The organism is Bradyrhizobium sp. USDA 223 (assembly GCF_044909005.1).
Taxonomy (GTDB): domain Bacteria; phylum Pseudomonadota; class Alphaproteobacteria; order Rhizobiales; family Xanthobacteraceae; genus Bradyrhizobium; species Bradyrhizobium yuanmingense.
Genome location: NZ_JBIYDR010000001.1, coordinates 7161762 through 7179191, shown reverse-complemented (window position 1 = coordinate 7179191; position 17430 = coordinate 7161762). Strand labels below are relative to the sequence as shown.

19 protein-coding genes and 1 pseudogene are annotated in these 17430 nt (G+C 64.9%); 15 read left to right on the top strand and 5 right to left on the bottom strand.

Annotated features, from left to right (window positions below; genetic code table 11):
• The first annotated feature begins 24 nt into the window (after positions 1-24).
• The 3 genes from ABIA40_RS33410 (at position 25) to ABIA40_RS33400 (ending at position 3022) form a co-directional block, all read left to right on the top strand.
• Entirely contained in the window at positions 25-252 is a 228-nt protein-coding gene (locus tag ABIA40_RS33410) for a hypothetical protein (RefSeq protein WP_036020661.1), read from the top strand.
• A 155-nt stretch (positions 253-407) separates the two neighbouring features.
• Positions 408-1091 carry a response regulator transcription factor gene (locus ABIA40_RS33405; RefSeq protein ID WP_271546176.1) on the top strand — a complete coding sequence of 228 codons (684 nt, stop codon included), beginning with the start codon at positions 408-410 and terminating at the stop codon, positions 1089-1091.
• Positions 1088-3022 carry an ATP-binding protein gene (locus tag ABIA40_RS33400; protein ID WP_271546178.1) on the top strand — a complete coding sequence of 645 codons (1935 nt, stop codon included), beginning with the start codon at positions 1088-1090 and terminating at the stop codon, positions 3020-3022. Before ABIA40_RS33405 ends, ABIA40_RS33400 begins: the two co-directional genes overlap by 4 nt.
• Positions 3023-3160: 138 nt before the next feature.
• Here ABIA40_RS33400 and ABIA40_RS33395 read toward each other — a convergent pair whose 3' ends face one another.
• On the bottom strand, positions 3161-3445 hold the full coding sequence (locus ABIA40_RS33395) for a hypothetical protein (protein WP_271546180.1): 285 nt from the start codon (positions 3443-3445) through the stop codon (positions 3161-3163).
• 234 nt (positions 3446-3679) lie between these two features.
• Here ABIA40_RS33395 and ABIA40_RS33390 point away from each other — a divergent pair, with 234 nt between their 5' ends.
• Positions 3680-3904, top strand: coding sequence for a hypothetical protein (locus tag ABIA40_RS33390; RefSeq protein ID WP_036020653.1), 225 nt, complete (start codon positions 3680-3682; stop codon positions 3902-3904).
• A 234-nt stretch (positions 3905-4138) separates the two neighbouring features.
• Here the strand turns inward: ABIA40_RS33390 and ABIA40_RS33385 are convergent, their stop codons facing one another.
• A complete protein-coding gene (locus tag ABIA40_RS33385) occupies positions 4139-4561 on the bottom strand; it encodes a GFA family protein (RefSeq protein WP_271546184.1) in 423 nt (140 codons plus the stop codon).
• A gap of 91 nt (positions 4562-4652) precedes the next feature.
• Positions 4653-5441, bottom strand: a complete 789-nt coding sequence (mddA, locus tag ABIA40_RS33380; protein WP_271546186.1) for a methanethiol S-methyltransferase — start codon at positions 5439-5441, stop codon at positions 4653-4655.
• A 133-nt stretch (positions 5442-5574) separates the two neighbouring features.
• Here mddA and ABIA40_RS33375 point away from each other — a divergent pair, with 133 nt between their 5' ends.
• Entirely contained in the window at positions 5575-7122 is a 1548-nt protein-coding gene (locus ABIA40_RS33375) for a winged helix-turn-helix domain-containing tetratricopeptide repeat protein (protein ID WP_404545499.1), read from the top strand.
• 213 nt (positions 7123-7335) lie between these two features.
• Here the strand turns inward: ABIA40_RS33375 and irr are convergent, their stop codons facing one another.
• On the bottom strand, positions 7336-7821 hold the full coding sequence (irr, locus tag ABIA40_RS33370; protein ID WP_271546190.1) for a Fur family transcriptional regulator Irr: 486 nt from the start codon (positions 7819-7821) through the stop codon (positions 7336-7338).
• A 220-nt stretch (positions 7822-8041) separates the two neighbouring features.
• Between irr and ABIA40_RS33365 the strand changes: the two genes are divergently transcribed.
• The 8 genes and pseudogenes from ABIA40_RS33365 to ABIA40_RS33330 all read left to right on the top strand — a co-directional run bounded on the left by ABIA40_RS33365 (position 8042) and on the right by ABIA40_RS33330 (position 15521).
• Positions 8042-8230: a hypothetical protein gene (locus ABIA40_RS33365; RefSeq protein WP_404545497.1), complete on the top strand. Its 189-nt coding sequence runs from the start codon at positions 8042-8044 to the stop codon at positions 8228-8230.
• 301 nt (positions 8231-8531) lie between these two features.
• Positions 8532-10083: pseudogene (locus ABIA40_RS33360) on the top strand (ABC transporter substrate-binding protein).
• A gap of 210 nt (positions 10084-10293) precedes the next feature.
• On the top strand, positions 10294-11265 hold the full coding sequence (locus tag ABIA40_RS33355; protein WP_225188520.1) for an ABC transporter permease: 972 nt from the start codon (positions 10294-10296) through the stop codon (positions 11263-11265).
• The gene (locus tag ABIA40_RS33350) at positions 11262-12101 is read left to right on the top strand and encodes an ABC transporter permease (protein WP_035996700.1); all 840 of its coding nucleotides are present in this window, start codon (positions 11262-11264) and stop codon (positions 12099-12101) included. The genes ABIA40_RS33355 and ABIA40_RS33350 overlap by 4 nt, the downstream gene beginning before the upstream one ends.
• 2 nt (positions 12102-12103) lie before the next feature.
• Positions 12104-13723, top strand: a complete 1620-nt coding sequence (locus ABIA40_RS33345) for an ABC transporter ATP-binding protein (RefSeq protein WP_271546197.1) — start codon at positions 12104-12106, stop codon at positions 13721-13723.
• 368 nt (positions 13724-14091) lie between these two features.
• Entirely contained in the window at positions 14092-14268 is a 177-nt protein-coding gene (locus ABIA40_RS33340; RefSeq protein ID WP_197424428.1) for a hypothetical protein, read from the top strand.
• Complete coding sequence (locus ABIA40_RS33335; RefSeq protein WP_035996696.1) at positions 14265-14474, top strand: hypothetical protein; 210 nt, start codon at positions 14265-14267, stop codon at positions 14472-14474. The genes ABIA40_RS33340 and ABIA40_RS33335 overlap by 4 nt, the downstream gene beginning before the upstream one ends.
• 105 nt (positions 14475-14579) lie before the next feature.
• Entirely contained in the window at positions 14580-15521 is a 942-nt protein-coding gene (locus ABIA40_RS33330) for an AEC family transporter (RefSeq protein ID WP_271546200.1), read from the top strand.
• Between the two features lie 32 nt (positions 15522-15553).
• Here the strand turns inward: ABIA40_RS33330 and ABIA40_RS33325 are convergent, their stop codons facing one another.
• A complete protein-coding gene (locus tag ABIA40_RS33325) occupies positions 15554-15838 on the bottom strand; it encodes a hypothetical protein (protein WP_035996692.1) in 285 nt (94 codons plus the stop codon).
• A 190-nt stretch (positions 15839-16028) separates the two neighbouring features.
• Here ABIA40_RS33325 and ABIA40_RS33320 point away from each other — a divergent pair, with 190 nt between their 5' ends.
• Positions 16029-16349: a hypothetical protein gene (locus tag ABIA40_RS33320; RefSeq protein WP_035996689.1), complete on the top strand. Its 321-nt coding sequence runs from the start codon at positions 16029-16031 to the stop codon at positions 16347-16349.
• 224 nt (positions 16350-16573) lie between these two features.
• Positions 16574-17299 (top strand): outer membrane protein, encoded by a 726-nt coding sequence (locus ABIA40_RS33315; protein ID WP_157285638.1) that lies wholly within the window; start codon positions 16574-16576, stop codon positions 17297-17299.
• Positions 17300-17430 lie beyond the last annotated feature (131 nt).

Here is a 17430-nt window from a genome sequence, read left to right as displayed (position 1 = left end):
ATCTTGACGCAGCGGACCGCTTCGATGGCCAGGAGACGCACGACGGACACGGACGACCTTCCCCGCTATTTCGTCTGGGTCCGGGGGCTCGAAGGGCCCGAGCCGCAGAAATGGACGGCGATGGATTTCGGCGTCGGCGATTGGAAGCGGCCGCTCGTGCTGGCCTATCTGGAGCTGCCGGAAGACGAACGGCCGCTGTCGCTATCGGTCCTGGCGCGGCGATATCCGCCGCCGCGGGTTGATCTTTCGTAAGCTGGATTGGCGGCGGCACTCCGTCGCGCGGCAACGTTGGGTCGGCACATGGCAGTCCCGTGACTGCCCCCATGATTATGGGTGTCACGGCGTGCGCGCTGCGGCTAAACTTGCCTTGCGCCGCGGGGGACACGCGGGTCGCGGGACCATTGATCATGACCGAACAAGGCGAGACGGGTGAAGCCATCACCATCCTCCTCGTCGAGGACGATGCGCCGACCTGCTGGCGCCTCCAGGATGCGCTGGTCAAGGCCAGTTACGAGGTGCGCAGCGCCGGTACGCTCGCAGAGGCGCGGCAGGCCCTCGCCGCCGGCGCGCCGCGCGTGCTGCTGACCGATCTGCGGCTGCCCGACGGCCACGGCGTCGAGCTGATCCGCGAGATGCGGCAGCGCTTCCCCGACACCGAAATCATGGTGATTTCCGCGCTCGGCGACGAGGAGAGCGTGATCTCCGCGATCACGGTCGGCGCCACCGGCTACCTGCTCAAGGACGCCTTCCCCACCGACATCGCCACCACGGTGCGCGATCTGGTCGCGGGACATTCACCGATCTCGGCCTCGATCGCCCGCTTCATCGTGCGCAGGACGCAAGGTGCCGCGCAGAATTCGGCGGAGCCGCCGCCCGGCCCCGCGCTCAACACGGCAAGGCTCACCCCGCGCGAGATCGACATCCTGTGGGGCATCGCCAAAGGCTTCAGCTATGCCGAGATCGCAAGCCATCTCGGCCTCTCCAAGCAGACCGTGCCCGGCCATATCAAGAACATCTATCGCAAGCTCGAGGTGCACACGCGCAGCGAGGCGGTGTTCGAGGCGGTGCAGCAGGGCCTGATCAAGCTGTGAGTGAGATCGCGGCCAAAGCACCTGCGAGGGCACCAACACGCCCGCGGCGCAGGCTGATCGCCTCGCGCCTGGTGCCCTATCTGCTGCTCCAGGCCCTGATCGTGATCGTTACGATCCTGGGGATTCGGCTGCTGCAGCCGAACGATCCCGACGACTACGCGGTGGACGATTTCTCGGCGCGGGAGGACGGTCTGACGCGCCCGGTGACGCTGCCGCATTTCACCTCGTCACGCTATTCGCTGGCCGACCCGCCGATCTACGCCGGCACCTTCACATTCCGGGGCGGCGATGCGGCCGCGGGCTGGTCGGTGTACCTGCCGCGCTTCAGCAACGCGGTGGAGGTCGCCGTCAACGGCGTCGTCGTGCTCGACTCCCGACGCGACACCAACGCCAACCGGCCCGACCGCAACACGCCGCAGATCGCAGCCATCCCCGCGTCGCTGCTGCGCGAGGGCGGAAACGAGATCACGGTGCGGCTGTTCGTATGGGGCCCGCTCAAGGGCTTCCTCGACACCGTCTATGTCGGGCCGGATGCCGCCTTGCGCCCGGCCTATGAGACACGCACGCTGCTGTTCGTCACCCTGCCGGTGGTGTTTTCCGCCTGGCAGGCGATCCTGGCCGTCATCCTCGCGATCATGTGGCTGATGCGGCGTCACGAGCCGGTCTATGGCGTACTGGCGACGGCGATGGTGCTCGGCGTGGTGCAGGCATTCGCGCCGCCGCCGGTGCCGCCGGCCACGGTATCGCACCTGGCCGCGGTGCTGCTGGCCTCCGCACCGATCGAGAGCGCGCTGATCGTCGTGTTCGGCGTGCTGTTCTTCGGCTGGCGCTGGCCGCGCTACGGCACGTTGCTGTTCGTGCCAGGCGTCCTCATATTCGTGGTCGGGCTGATCGGGGGCCCGCCGCTGCCGCGCATCCTGTTCCTGGTGCTCGGCATTCCCACCGTCGGGCTCTGCCTGTTCCTGATGGCCTGCGTCACCGCAACCGCGGTGGTGCGACGGCAGGACGCGGCGAGCTTCACGATCGGCTGCGCGGTGACCATCGTGCTGGTCTGCTGGGTTCAGGACATGCTCACGGTGCTCGATATCGTGAGCAACGATCGCATCTTCGTCTCGCGCCTGTCCTATTCGGCGATGCTGGTCGCGATCGGCGCCGGGCTGACCTGGCGCTTCGCCCGCGCCTTGAACCAGGTCGACAGCTTTGCCGGCCAGTTGGTGACGCGGGTGCGGGAGGCCGAGGAGCGGCTGAAGGCGAGCTTTGCCCGCGAGGAGGAGCGCGCCCGCGCGGCGGCGCTCGCCAACGAGCGCACGCGCCTGATGCGAGACCTGCACGACGGACTCGGCGGCCAGCTCGTGAGCATCGTCGCGCTGTCCGAACGCGGCAGCGCGGGCGCGAGCATCACGGACGCCGCACGCGCGGCGCTGAAGGATCTCCGTCTCGTCATCGATTCCATGGACGACATCGGCGGCGACCTGATGCTGGCGCTCGGCTCCTGGCGCGAGCGCGCCACGGCCCAATTGCGGCCGCACGACATCACGCTCGACTGGCGCGTGGCGACGCCGCAGGGCCTGCCGCTGCATCCCGAGCTCAGGCCATGGCACGTCGTCCAGATCGTGCGCATCCTCGACGAGGCCGTGACCAATGCGGTCAAGCACGCGCAGGCCCGCCGCATCGCGGTGACCATCGACACGTTCGACGCAGGCCAGGGACCCTACGGCGTGATAACCGTGACGGACGACGGAAACGGTTTTGCGCTGGCCGGCAATGGCGAGGCCGCGGGGGCCGGCCAGACCGCGCGCGGCCTGCGCAATATGAAAAGCCGCGCCGCGCGCTGCGGCGCGGTGCTCGACCTGACGTCTGATTCCTCCGGCACGCGCTTGCGGCTGAAATTGCCGCAACGTTTTCCCGACAGCGACATGGCCGCGGGTTGAAAGGGCCCCCTCCCCGAACGTGTGGGGCGCACGGAGAGAGGGGACGGGCCGGGTTGAAATTGCCCGCGGAGGACGGGGGGTCTTCGTCCGCGGGCCCCTTGGCCCGAAGCGATGCATCAGTTCAATGGAGCGGAAATATCAGCGCACGCCGACGCGATTGACCGGGCCGCCCCGATTCATCGGCGTGCCGGCACGCACACCGACACCGGGTGCGCCGACACCGGGGGTCGCGACGGCAGCCCGCGCGACCGGCGCTCCCACCACCACGGCGCCAGCCGGCCGCACCACGCAGCCCTTCGGCACGCCGACGGTCTTGCAATAGACCACGGCCTGCGCCGGGCTCGTGCCCAGCGACACCATCGCCGCACCCGCCAGCGCCATGACCGTCAGCCCTGCGCCCAGCGCTCCAGCTCTCTTCGACATCTTGCTCTCCTGGTTCCGTTCGGCGTCCCGACGCAATCACCGGGTCTCGCAGCCGAGGTGCAGCCTGAATGACAAAAGTCGGCCCGCGGATACATGCCATGAAGATGGGGGTACCGCGGGCGGGAGGACTGGCCGCTGCCATGAACATGGCATGGACCGGCGCCCGGCCTTTGCGGAATGGTCCGGCCCGATTGATCCCGGTCGGGACCAACGAGAATTCCAAAGAGGTGCTCTATGAAGATTTCGGTTCTTGCCGCGCTGCTGCTCGCAGCTGCCGCCCTGCCTGCTGCCGCGCAGTCCGGTCCATCCGTCCAGGAGCAAATGGCCTGCCGCGGCGACGCCAGCAAATTCTGCGCCGAGCATATCGGCAAGCCGCCGCAAATGAACGCCTGCCTGCGCGAGAACAAGTCGAAGCTGTCCGATTCCTGCCGCAAGGTGGTCGAATCGCGCGGAGGCTAAAGTGCGATGAAATGACGCTTGATCGCTGCAACGACGGAGGTGCCCTCCCTCTCCCGCTTGCGGGAGAGGGTTGGGGAGAGGGTGCTTCCGCAATGGGACAATCCCCAAGAGGAGAAAGCCCCCACCCGCGCCTTCGGCGCGACCTCTCCCGCAAGCGGGAGAGGTGAACGGACCGGGGTAGTCGAATCGACCAAGGATGGCAGCAGGGAACAGCCTTCAACTGAAGACGCGCCGCTATTCCTGCATCATTTCGCCGCTTCCGCCGAACTCGGCGGGAAAATCCTTCAGCTTGGGCAGGCCATCGCGCATCGGCAGCACGGTCTCGGCATAGTTGACGTGGACGCCGGGCGTAAACGCGAGGGTGGGGATGGTGGCGGCGAAGACGTCGACCAGACCGAGCGGCGGATGGTTGGTCATGAGATGGCCACCGCACTTCTTGCAATATTTGCGCTGGCTGAGCGGCGTCTTGACGAAGGTCTCGACATTCTGAGCGCCTTCGGTGATGCGCACGGCTTCCGGCTTCCACAGGCTGAAGGCGTTGACCGGACCGCCCGACCAGGAGCGGCAGGAGCGGCAATGGCAATAGCCCATCGCCTCCGGTGCACCCGTGACCTCGATCGTGACCGCGCCACAGAAGCAGTTTCCGACATGTTTCATTTGGACGTCTCCCTTTTTCCGATGGATCGCTATCGCGCGTCGGCGCCCCGCGCGCCCTTGTTTCGATTGGATGCGCGGGGCTTGGCCTAGACTATACCGACCGGCGCCAGGGAATAAGCATGGAGACGCGTTGCTTGTACTGCCGGTACTCGTCGCCGAAGAGATCGACGAGATCGCTCTCCTCAAGCGCGATGCCGACAAAGATGTAGAGCGTGGTCACGGCCGCGAACAGCAGATGACCCGCGGTCATGACCGGCGCCGCCCAGAACGCGATGATGAAACCGAGATAGATCGGATGGCGGACGAACTTGTAGAGCAGCGGCGTCTTGAAGCGCGGCGGCTCCATCTCCTTGCCGACGAGATGATTCGTCACCTGATGCAGGCCGAACAGTTCGAAATGGTTGATGATGAAGGTCGAGGTGAACACCAGCATCCAGCCAGCGAAGGACAACGTGACCAGTGTGACGGCAAGATCGGGGTTCTCGACCTCCCATACGACCGCGGGTAGCGGACGCCACTGCCAGAACAGGAGGAGCAATGACAGGCTCGCGAACAGCACATACGTGCTTCGCTCGACCGGCTTGGGGACGAACTGCGTCCACCATGCCTTGAATTGTTGGCGTGCCATCACGCTGTGTTGAACCGCGAACAGCGACATCAGCAGCAGATTGATGACGACCGCGCGAACGACGGGCGCTTCGGCACCGGTATCGATGGTCTTGGGCACCATCACCCCCATGACGAAGCCGATCGCATAGAGAATGGTGACGAAAAACACGAGATACGCCGCAATTCCGTACAGAAAGGCGATGAACCTGAAAATACGAGAGCCCGTAGCCTCCGGGCCGAGAGAATGAACCTGGTGATCAATTTGGGTCATAAAACACTCCGTTGTGCCGAGGCATCGATACGGTTTGGTCTTCGCACCATGCCGGATCGGACGTCCCGCGGCTTTCGCGGACGATTGATTTTCGCCTGAGACGACTTTGATTTTTGCTTGAGACGACGAGAACGTGCGATTTCGCTTTGAAAACAACGTGCTGGACGGTGACCTTCGGGAGCTCACTTGCGACGGGGAAACCGTTCCGTTGCAGCCGCAAGTGTTCGATCTGCTGCTTTATCTGGTCACGCAACGGGCGCGTGTGGTCAGTAAGGATGACCTGATCAGCCAGATCTGGAACGACCGCATCGTTTCGGATTCCGCCCTGAACAGCCGGATCAACGCCGCGCGCAAGGCGCTCGGCGACGATGGCGCGACCCAGCGCCTGATCAAGACCATTCCGCGCAAGGGGTTTCGCTTCATCGGCGAGGTCCGGGAAGAGGTGGCAGTATCGCTCGCGCGGACGGAAGCCAGGCCCGCTCCCCCGCGCGTTGCGGACCGCCCGGCGATCGCGGTGCTCGCCTTCGAGAACAAGAGCGGGGATCCCGAGCAGGACTATTTCGGCGACGGGATCAGCGAGGACATCCTCACCGCGCTATCGAAGCAGCGCTGGTTCATGGTGATCGCCCGCAACTCCTCTTTCACCTACAAGGGACGCGCGGTCCACATCAGGCAGATCGCCGAGGAACTCGGCGTCCGCTACATCGTCGAAGGCAGCGTGCGCAAGGCGGACAAAAGGGTGCGCATCACCGCGCAGCTCAACGACGCCGTGTCGGGCGGTCATCTCTGGGCCGAGCGCTATGACCGCGAGCTCGTCGACGTCTTCGACGTGCAGGACGAGATCACCAATGCGATCGCCGCCGCGATCGAGCCGCAGATCCACGCCGCCGAGAATTTCCGCAGCCGTCGCAAGCCGCCGGCGAGCCTCGACGCCTGGGACCTGTTGATGCGCGCGCTGTCGCATTATTGGCGCGTGACCCGGCAGGACCACGCGGCCGCGAAGGCGCTGCTCGCGCGCGCGATCGCGATCGACCCGGATTACGGCCAGGCGTTGTCGGTGCTGGCCGTGAACGACATGTTCGGCGTGCATCTCGGCTGGACCGAGCTGGCCGCGGTTGCGCCGTCCGCGGAAGCCGCCGCGCTCAAAGCGGTGCGCTGCGACCATGAGGATGCCTGGGCACATGCCGCGCTCGGCAGCGTCTGCTTCTCGACCCGCAGGCTCACCGACGCACTGTCCGAGTTCGAGCAGGCGCTCGCGCTCAATCCGAACTTCTCCCTGGCGCAGGGCTATTACGCGCTGGCACTGTCCTATGCCGGACGGTCGAAGGACTCGTTCGAGGCTGCGCAAAAGGCGATCCGGCTGTCGCCGCGCGATCCGTCATTGGCGATCTATCACGGTATCGCCGCCTATGCGCGCTTCACCGAACGGCACTATGGCGAGGCCATCGCGCTGGCGCGCGAGGCGATCCGCCACCGCGGCGATCTTACCGGGGCCTACCGCGTGCTCGCCGTCTCCGCCGGCATGACCGGCGATGGCGCGCTTGCGGAAATGGCACTTGGAGAGCTCCGCCGCACCCAGCCGGGCATCTCGCTGCACTGGATCGCGACGCAGCTGCCGTGGGCGAATGAGCGAGATCGCGAACACTATCTGGAGGGATTCCGCCGCGCCGGGTTGCGGTAAGGCGCAACGCTGCTCTTACCCTTCCCTGGAGGGGCCGGGCCGAGCGAAGCTCGCCCGTGGTCGATCGCGCGCAGCGCGAGCGGGTGGGGTGATCTCTCCACTCGGGCAGTGTCGGATGTGGAGACACCGTCACCCCACCCCGTCTCACATTTTCGCTGCGCTCAATGTGAGCCGACCCTCGCCCTCCAGGGGAGGGTAAGAGCCACGGCTGCGCTAAGTTCGCTTCCGGCGTAAACGGACGACGACGTCGAGACGCGCGATCTCGTGGCCGGGAAGGGCCTCGGGTATCTTGGTGAAGGCGAGGCCATCGGCAACGTCGACCAACACGTCCTCGCCTTCGAGATAGAAGTGCGGATGCACGGACGTGTCGGTGTCGAAGAACGACTTGATGCCGTCGGCCGCGATCCGGCGCAAGAGGCCCGCTTCGGTGAACTGGTTCAGCGTGTTGTAGACGGTGGCGAGCGACAGGTATGCGTTCGCGGCCATTGCTTCTTCATAGAGACTTTCTGCGGTGACGTGACGATGGCCGCCCAGGAACAGCAATCGGCCGAGCGCCAGGCGCTGGCGTGTCGGGCGCAGGCCAGCATTGCCGAGCAAAAGCAGGCAGTGCTGCGCGCCCACGTCCGGCGCCGGCTCGAGACCGGCGACATCAAGCCCGCTGTCGTCATCCGCAGGGATAGTCGTAGCCTGAATGTCCATCGATCGTCTCACGGCTCAAGGGAACAGGACGCGCAGCCGCATCCCGCTACTTGCCATTCGATCGCAGAAGCGCTGGACCGGCTTTGATCCGGATCAAATTTGGCACCGACCGCCTCTGACCTGGCGCAAGGCGGTCCGGCTCGTTCTCGGCCAGAATGCGCGGGCATCGATGAGGTTCGTCCCGCTTCGAGGCGAAGCTCGACGGCAGCGGCATTGGCTGGTGCTGCAACATCCTGGCGCGCCCGACGAACGCAAATCGGTGCATCTGCACATCAACTTCGGCCTGCTGGCCGGAATCCTGCGGGAGCTCGCCCGCAGCGTCGCCGCGCTGCCCAAGGACGACATCGCGCACCGCGAGCAGCTTGCAGAGGCGCTCGACGAATTGCGGCGGGCGCTCGGCGCAAAATGACGGGCTGATGCTTTTGGTCGCAGGCGCGGACTTGTGCACTGCCCCGGCATGCTCTCATCACTTCTGAAGGCCGCCTGATCCCTCGGAGCTGGCCGATCTGCCGTGCCGTCGCACAGGCGGAGAAACAGGACGAGCTGTACATTTTTTGTGCGAGCACTGTCGCGACTTTCATCTTGCCGCGCCGAACGGGACTGTGTGAGCCTCGATGGCGGATGGGGACTGGGATGGACCGACCGTCGCTTTGCGCGCGAGGGCGCGTGCGAAGCGTTTCCGGCTGGTCTCGCTTGAGAAAGATTACGACATGCCAAAACGAGTGTTGCTTGGTCTCCTCCTGGCTTGCGGCCTTGTGGCCCCTGCGCTGGCGCAAGAGCCGAAGACGGGGGGTGTGATCAATGCCGTGATCCAGCCTGAGCCGCCCGGCCTGATGCTTGCGCAGGTCCAGAACGGCCCGACCCAGATGGTCTCGGGCAACATCTTCGAAGGCCTCTTGCGCTACAGCCCCAAGCTCGATCCCCTGCCGGAGCTCGCCGAGAGCTGGAGCGTCAGCGAGGACGCCAAGACCTACACCTTCAAGCTGAAGAAGGGCGTGACCTGGCACGACGGCAAGCCCTTCACCGCCGCCGACGTGCTGTTCTCGATCGAGATGCTGAAGCAGACCCATGCGCGCGCCCGCACCAATTTGGCGCAGGTCGACAAGATCGAGACGCCGGACGATCATACGGTGGTCTTCACGCTGAAGCAGCCGTTCGGCCCGTTCCTCGGCATCTTCGAGGTCGGCTCGATGCCGATGGTGCCGAAGCATCTCTATGCAGGCACCGACTGGAAGACCAACCCCTACAACAACGCACCCATCGGCACCGGCCCATTCATGTTCAAGGAATGGCAGAAGGGCTCGTTCATCCGCCTGGTCAAGAATCCGAACTACCACGAGAAGGGCAAGCCCTATCTCGACGAGATCTACTGGCAGATCATCCCGGACGCCGCCGCGCGCTCGGTGGCTTACGAGACCGGCAAGGTCGACGTGCTGCCCGGCGGCTCGGTCGAGAATTTCGACGTGCCGCGGCTGTCCAAGCTGAAGGACACCTGCGTCACCGGCGCGGGCTGGGAATTCTTCTCGCCGCTGGCCTGGCTGTGGCTGAACAACCGCCCAGGGTCCGCTCGCCGACAAGCGGGTGCGGCAGGCGATCATGTATGCGGTCGACCGCGACTTCGCCAAGGACGTGATCTGGAACGGGCTCGGCAAGGTCGCCACCGGCCCGTCGGCCTCGACCATCAAGTTCTATACCGATGACGTGAAGAAATACCCCTACGATCCGGCCAAGGCCAAGGCACTGCTGAAGGAAGCCGGCTACAAGGGCGAGAAGATCCGCCTGCTGCCGCTGGCCTATGGCGAGACCTGGCAGCGCTGGGGCGAAGCCGTCAAGCAGAACCTCCAGGATGTCGGCATGACCATCGAGACGATCGCCACCGACGTCGCCGGCGGCAACCAGAAGATCGCCGAGTGGGATTACGATATCGCCTTCACCTATCTCTACCAGTACGGCGACCCCGCGCTCGGAGTGGGGCGCAACTACGTCTCCAGCAACATCGCCAAGGGCCAGGTGTTCAACAACGTCGAGGGCTATTCCAACCCGGAGATCGACAAGCTGTTCGCCGAGGGCGCGGTTGCAACGCCGGATTCCAAGCGCAAGGAGATCTACGAGAAGGCGCAGAAGATCCTGGTCGAGGACGTGCCGGTGGCCTGGATGCTCGAGCTGCAATTTCCGACCATCATGCGCTGCAAGGTCAAGAACCTGATCACCACGGGGATCGGGGTCAATGACGGCTTCAAGGACGCATGGCTCGACAAGTGAGCGCATGCCTTTCTTCACCTCTCCCCGCTCGCGGGGAGAGGTCGAATGTGCGCGAAGCGCATATTCGGGTGAGGGGGTACAGGTCCGTCGGCGTTTCTCACACTCCGAGAGAGGCCCCTCACCCCAACCCTCTCCCTGCAAGAGCGGGGCGAGGGAGCGTACCGCCCCAGTGGCTAAAGCCTACGTCACCCTCTATGAACCTCCAGTAAGATGCTCTCCTTCGTTGCTCAGCGTGTCCTGAAGGGCGTGATCGTCTTGCTCGCGATCGTGGTCCTCAACTTCTTCCTGATCCGCCTGGCGCCCGGCGATCCCGCGATCGTGATGGCGGGCGAGGCCGGGGCCAGCGATCAGGTCTTCGTCAAGCAGCTCCGGGAGAAGTTCGGGCTCGACAAGCCGCTGCCCGAGCAGCTCTTCATCTACGTCAAGGGCGTCGTCAGCCTCGACCTCGGCTTTTCCTTCCGGCAGCAGGCTCCGGTCGCAAAACTAATCGGCGAGCGGCTGCCGGCGACGCTGTTGTTGACGCTGACCGCCTTCGCGATCTCGCTCACGCTCGGCATCCTGTTCGGCACCTTCGCCGCGCGCTTTGCCGGAACGTTTTTCGACACCGCCATCACCGTGTTCGCGCTGATCTTCTATGCCATGCCGATCTTCTGGGTGGCGCTGATGGGCATCCTCCTGTTCTCGGTCACGATGGATTGGCTGCCGAGCTTCGGTTACGAGACGGTCGGGGCCAACCTCACCGGCCTTGCCCATGCGGTCGACGTCGCAAAGCACCTGATCATGCCGGCGATGACGCTCGGCCTGTTCTTCATGGCGACCTACACCCGCATGACGCGCGCCTCGATGCTGGAGGTGAAACGCCTCGACTTCGTCAAGACGGCGCGCGCCAAGGGGCTCTCCGACGCCGTGATCCAGCGCCGCCACGTGCTGCGCAACGCGCTGCTGCCGGTGGTGACGCTCGCCGGCGTGCATTCCGGCACGCTGATCGGCGGCGCCGTCATCACCGAGACCGTGTTCGCCTGGCCCGGCATCGGGCGGCTGATGTACGACGCGCTGCTGCAGCGGGACTACAATCTGCTGCTCGGCGTGTTCGTGATCTGCTCCGCCATGGTCCTCACCTTCAACCTCATCACCGACCTCGTCTATCGCCTGGTCGATCCGCGGATCGAATACGCCGCATGAAACAGTTCTGGAAATCGATGTTGAAGAGCCCGAGCGGCGTCATCGGGCTCGTCATCCTCCTGGTTGCAATCTCTGTCGCGGTGTTCGGACCGATGCTGTTCCCGAACTCGCCCTGGCGCATGGTGCAGCGGCCGTTCCTGCCGCCGTTCACGCTCGGGGCCGTGCCGCTCGGCACCGACGCGCTCGGCCGCGACATCTTCGCCGGCATGATCTTCGGCGCCCGCGTCTCGCTTCTGGTCGGTCTCGTCTCCACGCTGGCGGCGCTGATCGTGGGCGTGCCGATCGGTGCCATGGCCGGCTATTTCGGCGGCAAGGTCGACGACGCCCTGATGCGCTTCACCGAGTTCTTCCAGACCATTCCGAGCTTCGCGCTCGCGATCGTGCTGGTCGCCATCCTGCAGCCCTCGATCTATTCGATCGTCGCCTCGATCGCGGTGGTGAGCTGGCCGCCGGTCGCTCGCCTCGTGCGCGGCGAGGTGCTCTCGCTGCGTACCCGCGAATATGTCCAGGCCGCCGTGGTCACCGGCCAAAGCAACAGCTGGATCATCCTGCGCGAGATCCTGCCCAACGCGTTGTCGCCCGTGATCGTGCTGGCCTCGTTGATGGTGGCGACCGCGATCCTGCTTGAATCCTCGCTGTCCTTCCTCGGCCTCGGCGATCCCAATCTGATCTCCTGGGGCTACATGGTCGGCGCCGGCCGCACCGTGATCCGGCAGGCCTGGTGGATCACCGTGTTTCCCGGCATCGCGATCCTGATCTCGGTGCTCGGGCTGAACCTGATCGGCGAAGGCCTCAACGATGCGCTCAATCCGCGCCTGTCGCGGGAGGGCCGCTGACGATGACCGCCCCGCCCGCCGTCTCCATCAGGAACTTGCGGATCGCGCTGCCCAAGGGCGCCGAGCGCCCCTTCGCGGTCGACGGCGTCTCGCTCGATCTGCAGCCCGGCAAGATCGTCTGCGTCGTCGGCGAGTCCGGCTCCGGCAAGTCGATGTGCGCGCATGCGCTGATGGGCCTTTTGCCGGATACGGTCTCGGTCACCTCCGGTGAGATCCAGTTCGAGGGCCGGGACCTGCTCAAGCTCGCTGACGACGGCTGGCGCGATCTGCGCGGTCGTCGGCTGGCGATGATCTTCCAGGAGCCGATGACCGCGCTCAATCCGTTGATGCGGATCGGCGACCAGATGGCGGAGATGTTCGAGGCGCACGGCCTGCTCACGCCGAAGGAGCGGCGGGCCAAGGCGCTGGCGCTGGCAAGCGAAGTCGGCCTGCCCGACCCTGAGCGTATCGTGCGCGCCTATCCGCACCAGCTCTCCGGCGGCCAACGCCAGCGCGCCATGATCGCGATGGCGCTCGCGCTCGAGCCCGCGGTGCTGGTCGCGGACGAGCCGACCACCGCGCTCGACGTCACCACGCAGGCCCAGATCCTGAAGCTGATTCGCAACCTCCAGCAGAGCCGCAACATGGCGGTGATGTTCATCACGCATGATTTCGGCGTGGTCGCCGACATCGCCGACCAGGTCGTGGTGCTCCGCCACGGCAAGGTCGTCGAGGAAGGTCCCGCCACGGCCATCTTCAACGAGCCGCAGCACGACTACACCAAGGCATTGCTTGCCGCCGTGCCCTCGATGGATCCGCCGTCGCGAGAGCCATTGGACGATCGGGCCAAGGCCGTCGAGGTGATCGGGCTGGACAAGACCTACGTCACGTCGGGCGGCTGGTTCCGCCAGGCCCGCCGCGTCGATGCGGCGCGCGCGGTCAACTTCAACATCCTCAAGGGCGAGACGCTCGGCCTCGTCGGTGAATCCGGCTCGGGCAAGTCGTCGGTAGCGCGCCTGGTGATGCGGCTGATCGAAGCCGACCGCGGCACGGTGCGGATCGGCGAGACCGACCTGACCTCGCTTTCCGGCAAGGCGCTGCGCGGCGAGCGCCATCGCATCCAGATGATCTTCCAGGATCCGTTCGCCTCGCTCAATCCGCGCCGCAAGATCGGCCACATCATCGCCGACGGGCCGATCGCAGCCGGGACCGATCCGAAGGTGGCGTTCGACCGCGCGCGCGATCTCCTCAAGATGGTGGGCCTGGACGCGGGCGCGCTCGAACGCTATCCGCACGAATTCTCCGGCGGTCAGCGCCAGCGTATCGGCATTGCCCGCGCGCTCGCGCTCGAGCCGGAGATCATCGTCGCGGACGAGGCCGTCTCCGCGCTCGATGTCTCGGTGCAGGCGCAGGTGTTGAAGTTGCTGGAAGATCTCAAGGCGCGCCTTGGCTTGTCGATGCTGTTCATCACCCACGATCTGCGCGTCGCTGCCCAGATCTGCGACCGCATCGCGGTGATGCAGCGCGGCGCTATCGTCGAGCTGAAGCCGACTGCGCAACTCTTCGCCGCGCCCGAGCACGCCTATACGCGCGAATTGCTCGCAGCCGTGCCTGGACGGAAGGAGCACGCGCCGGCGGCCTGAGACGGTTCGTCCTCGTTCATTGATCTCCGTGATGGTTCCAAAACTTGCACGCCGAGCGAGGCGAAACATATTCGATTCAGCGGCATTTGCTTTCGTGAGACCATCCTTGCTCATGTCGGCAAGGGGTGATTTGACGCCATAGTCGCTCGTCGCGGCTGGCGCCGTACAACGAACGTGATGTGATGGGCAGCTCAACAACCCAGCAAGCAAGACGCACCGGGATGCTGGGAACTGCGCGGCGCGGTCACGCGCTTTTTATCCGGTCGTGACCGGACCGGCCGCTTCAAAGCTTAAGGGCATGACCATAGATGACGTTTGAATGATCGACGTCATCTCATGACGGACTCACACTGATATTCGGAGCCAACATGGGCGAAGTTATTCGATTTGTCTCGAAGTCCGAGCGCGAGCGAACGCGCCTCATCCAGGAAGCGCGGGCGATCTACGATAGCATCTTCCCGCCGGTCGATCCGACGGACGAGGGCCAGGGAAAGCCGGCGATCGGTCGCCCGTTCATCGGCCGCGACGGAGGTAACGTATCGTGATCAAGATCATCGCCGTGCTTTGCAGCCTCGCCTCTCCCTCCAATTGTCACGAGCAGATCGTCACCACGTCGGACTTTGCGCAAATCTCGGTGCAGGCCTGCCTGATGGGCGCGCCGCAGCTTGCCGAATGGATGAACCAGCATCCGGCCGAGCGCCTGGCGGCCTGGCGCTGCGTGATCGGAGACCAGGGGCGCCGGGGAATCTAGCGAGGCGGATTCTCCTCCGACGAATCAAGGCGGCCCACAAATCACGGAGTGACGCCAGTCCATTGCCGGTCTACCCTCCCTGTTCGAAAATGAGGGGGAAGCCGGATGGAGGTCGCCAGCCTCGTTCTTCCCGTATTCGCGATCATCGTCACCGGCTGGCTCGCCGGCGAGCTCGGCTATCTCTCGCGCGCGCTGGCCGATGCCCTGGTGCATTTCGCCTACAACGTGGCGATGCCGGCGCTGTTGATTGTCACGATCGCCCAGGAGCCGGCGCGCAATCTCCTGGAATGGCGCTTTCTGCTCGCCTTCGGCGGCGGCTCGCTGATCTGCTTCGCGCTCGTGTTCGTGCCGGTCCGCGCAGGCGGCAAACACGACCTCGCCAGCAGCACCATTCAGGGGATGGCGGCGGCGATGACCAACACCGGGTTCGTCGCGCTGCCGATCCTGCATGCGATCTACGGCCAACCCGCCGTCCTGCCCGCGGCCGTCGCGACGGTGTTCGTGGCCGCGGTGATGTTTCCGATCACGGTGATCCTGCTGGAAAAGCGCGATGCACGCGGGGCCTCCGTGCGCTCTATGGGATTGGCAAAGCAGATCCTGCTCAATCCCATGGTGCTGTCGACGTTCATCGGCCTCACCTGGGCGGTGACGGGACTGCCGATTCCGGCACCGGTCGCGGCCTATCTCAACATGATCGCGGCCGCGCTCACGCCGTGCGCGCTGTTCGCCATCGGGCTCGGCCTGTCCATCGAGGGCTTGCGGTCCAACCTGAAAGCGTCGTTTGCGCTCGCGGCGGTGAAACTGGTGGTCATGCCGCTCATCGTCTACGGGCTTTGCGTCGTGATCGGCCTCACCCCTCTCTACACGGTTGCGGCGGTCATCTGCGCGGCCGTGCCGACGGCGAAAACCGTCTACGTCCTCGCACATGAACACAAGGTCGAGGAGAAGCTGGTTGCGGCCACGGTCTCGATCACCACGATGCTGTCGGTCGCGACATTGCTCATCGCGCTTTATCTGCTCTCGGGATCGGCGAGCGGTATGCGTTGATCCGCCAGTCGCCTCCACTTTGCCGGAGCCCTCTATCTCGTGGTGTTGCTCCAGGTGGGAGCCGAGTTGGTCACGCCGACCGAGGGCCAATTGTATGATCCGATCGACGGCGCGGTGACAGTGCCGACCGTCTGTCCCGACGATCCGTAGGCCGCCCTCGGTTGCGCGGCCGGCGCTCCGGCTCCGCCATAGGTCGGCGCCACCACACCAGTGCTGTATTGCCGGCTTGACCGGACCTTTTTCGCCTCAGCTGCGAATGGTGCGGCAAGCAGTCCCGTCGTGATCAGCGCGGAAATGGCGAGTCTGATGGTTTTCATGGCTGATCCCTTCACCCGTTGCGCGCCCCGATGTGCCAAGTGTTCATGCATCGGCAAATTTCCATGGGTTCTCCCTTCATAACTCCGTGTGCGGACGAAGGTGCCGGAGCGCGGCGGACTCACATCGTCTTCGGATGGACCCGAATCAGCGCTAGTGCATTGCTTTCAGTGACTTCCCTGGACGCAAAGCATGACCGGCGCCGAACTGAAGCAGCTTCGCAACGACCTCTCCGATGCCCTCGAGCGCAAGCTCAGCGCGGCCGACATGGCCAAGCTTTGCGGATTGCCGGAGAGAGGCGGCGCCGACACCATCCGGCGCTGGGAGGTCAGCGGCCCGACGCCGGAGGGGACCAGGATACTGCGCGTGCTCGCGATGGCGAGCGAGCGCTATCCGATCCTGGAGAAATTCGACATCTTCGATCGACACGACGTGCGTGAGGAAGACAGGCCGGCAAAGCGCGCCGCCTTTCGCGCGCAGATGCGCGACGAGGCACGGCGGCGTCTTGGTTAACGCAAGGCGCGCGCAAGTTACCGACAGAGTGCGCCGTTAAGCCTTCCTTCACCACTTCTTAAGTTGCCATTAAGCACGAAAATCATTTACGGCCCAACAAGTTACGTTGGCCGTCGCTGTGCCACGGATGTGACAGCATTTTCGTCAAAAGCGAGCTATCTGCAAAACCAACGCGGCGCAGAAAACGCGCCTGCCGGGACATCTACGTGTTGGAGTTCAAGACGATGAAGAAGATTCTGTTTGCGACCGTGGCGCTGCTCGTGGTGGGCGCGGCTGCGCCGGCCGTCGGCGCCGATCTCGGCAACCGCAATTATTACAAGACGCCCGCGCCGGCCTACGCCGCGCCGATCTACAATTGGACAGGCTTCTATCTCGGCGCCCATGTCGGCGGCGCGTTCTCCAGCGACAACAATTTCAATGGCCTCTCCACCGGCAACAACGGCAACGGCCGCTTCCTCGGCGGCGTGCAGGTCGGCGGGGACTGGCAGTTCCACCCGAACTTCGTGGTCGGCGTCGAGGGCCAGTATTCCTGGCTCTCCGGCAGCGTCGGCGCGGTGTTCCCTGGCGGCATCGCCTACACCAACGACCAGCGCGGCCTCGGCTCGATCACCGGCCGCGTCGGCTACACCTGGGGTCCCGGCCTGGTCTATGTGAAGGGCGGCTACGCCTATTCGGACAACAACGAGAAGGTCACCGTCGGCGGCGTGCCGACCGCCTTCGTCATCACCGGCGATCATCGCAACGGCTACACCGTCGGCGCCGGCCTCGAATACATGTTCGCCCCGAATTGGTCGGCCAAGGCCGAGTACCAGTATTACAATTTCGGCGACGCGAGCTTCACCGCCGGTCCGCTCGCCGGCACCGGCGCCTTCACCACCGACGACCATACCTTCAAGGCGGGCGTCAACTACCGCTTCAACTGGGCAAGCCCGGCCATGGCGCGCTACTGATCGGTTAGCAAGACATTATCGTGATGAGGGGCCGGCGACACTGCCGGCCCCTTCTTTTTTCGCTCTGCGGAACGCACGCAACCGATTGCAGCAATTGCGATTTTTTAACCGCCCTGGCCGATACTCCCCGC

Coding starts and splice junctions, on each gene's coding strand:
- ABIA40_RS33410 (WP_036020661.1), top strand. CDS start 25: ATGGCCAGGAGACGCACGACGGACACGGACGACCTTCCCCGCTATTTC.
- ABIA40_RS33405 (WP_271546176.1), top strand. CDS start 408: ATGACCGAACAAGGCGAGACGGGTGAAGCCATCACCATCCTCCTCGTC.
- ABIA40_RS33395 (WP_271546180.1), bottom strand. CDS start 3,445: ATGTCGAAGAGAGCTGGAGCGCTGGGCGCAGGGCTGACGGTCATGGCG.
- ABIA40_RS33390 (WP_036020653.1), top strand. CDS start 3,680: ATGAAGATTTCGGTTCTTGCCGCGCTGCTGCTCGCAGCTGCCGCCCTG.
- ABIA40_RS33385 (WP_271546184.1), bottom strand. CDS start 4,561: ATGAAACATGTCGGAAACTGCTTCTGTGGCGCGGTCACGATCGAGGTC.
- mddA (WP_271546186.1), bottom strand. CDS start 5,441: ATGACCCAAATTGATCACCAGGTTCATTCTCTCGGCCCGGAGGCTACG.
- irr (WP_271546190.1), bottom strand. CDS start 7,821: ATGGACATTCAGGCTACGACTATCCCTGCGGATGACGACAGCGGGCTT.
- ABIA40_RS33355 (WP_225188520.1), top strand. CDS start 10,294: ATGCTCTCCTTCGTTGCTCAGCGTGTCCTGAAGGGCGTGATCGTCTTG.
- ABIA40_RS33350 (WP_035996700.1), top strand. CDS start 11,262: ATGAAACAGTTCTGGAAATCGATGTTGAAGAGCCCGAGCGGCGTCATC.
- ABIA40_RS33345 (WP_271546197.1), top strand. CDS start 12,104: ATGACCGCCCCGCCCGCCGTCTCCATCAGGAACTTGCGGATCGCGCTG.
- ABIA40_RS33340 (WP_197424428.1), top strand. CDS start 14,092: ATGGGCGAAGTTATTCGATTTGTCTCGAAGTCCGAGCGCGAGCGAACG.
- ABIA40_RS33330 (WP_271546200.1), top strand. CDS start 14,580: ATGGAGGTCGCCAGCCTCGTTCTTCCCGTATTCGCGATCATCGTCACC.
- ABIA40_RS33325 (WP_035996692.1), bottom strand. CDS start 15,838: ATGAAAACCATCAGACTCGCCATTTCCGCGCTGATCACGACGGGACTG.
- ABIA40_RS33320 (WP_035996689.1), top strand. CDS start 16,029: ATGACCGGCGCCGAACTGAAGCAGCTTCGCAACGACCTCTCCGATGCC.
- ABIA40_RS33315 (WP_157285638.1), top strand. CDS start 16,574: ATGAAGAAGATTCTGTTTGCGACCGTGGCGCTGCTCGTGGTGGGCGCG.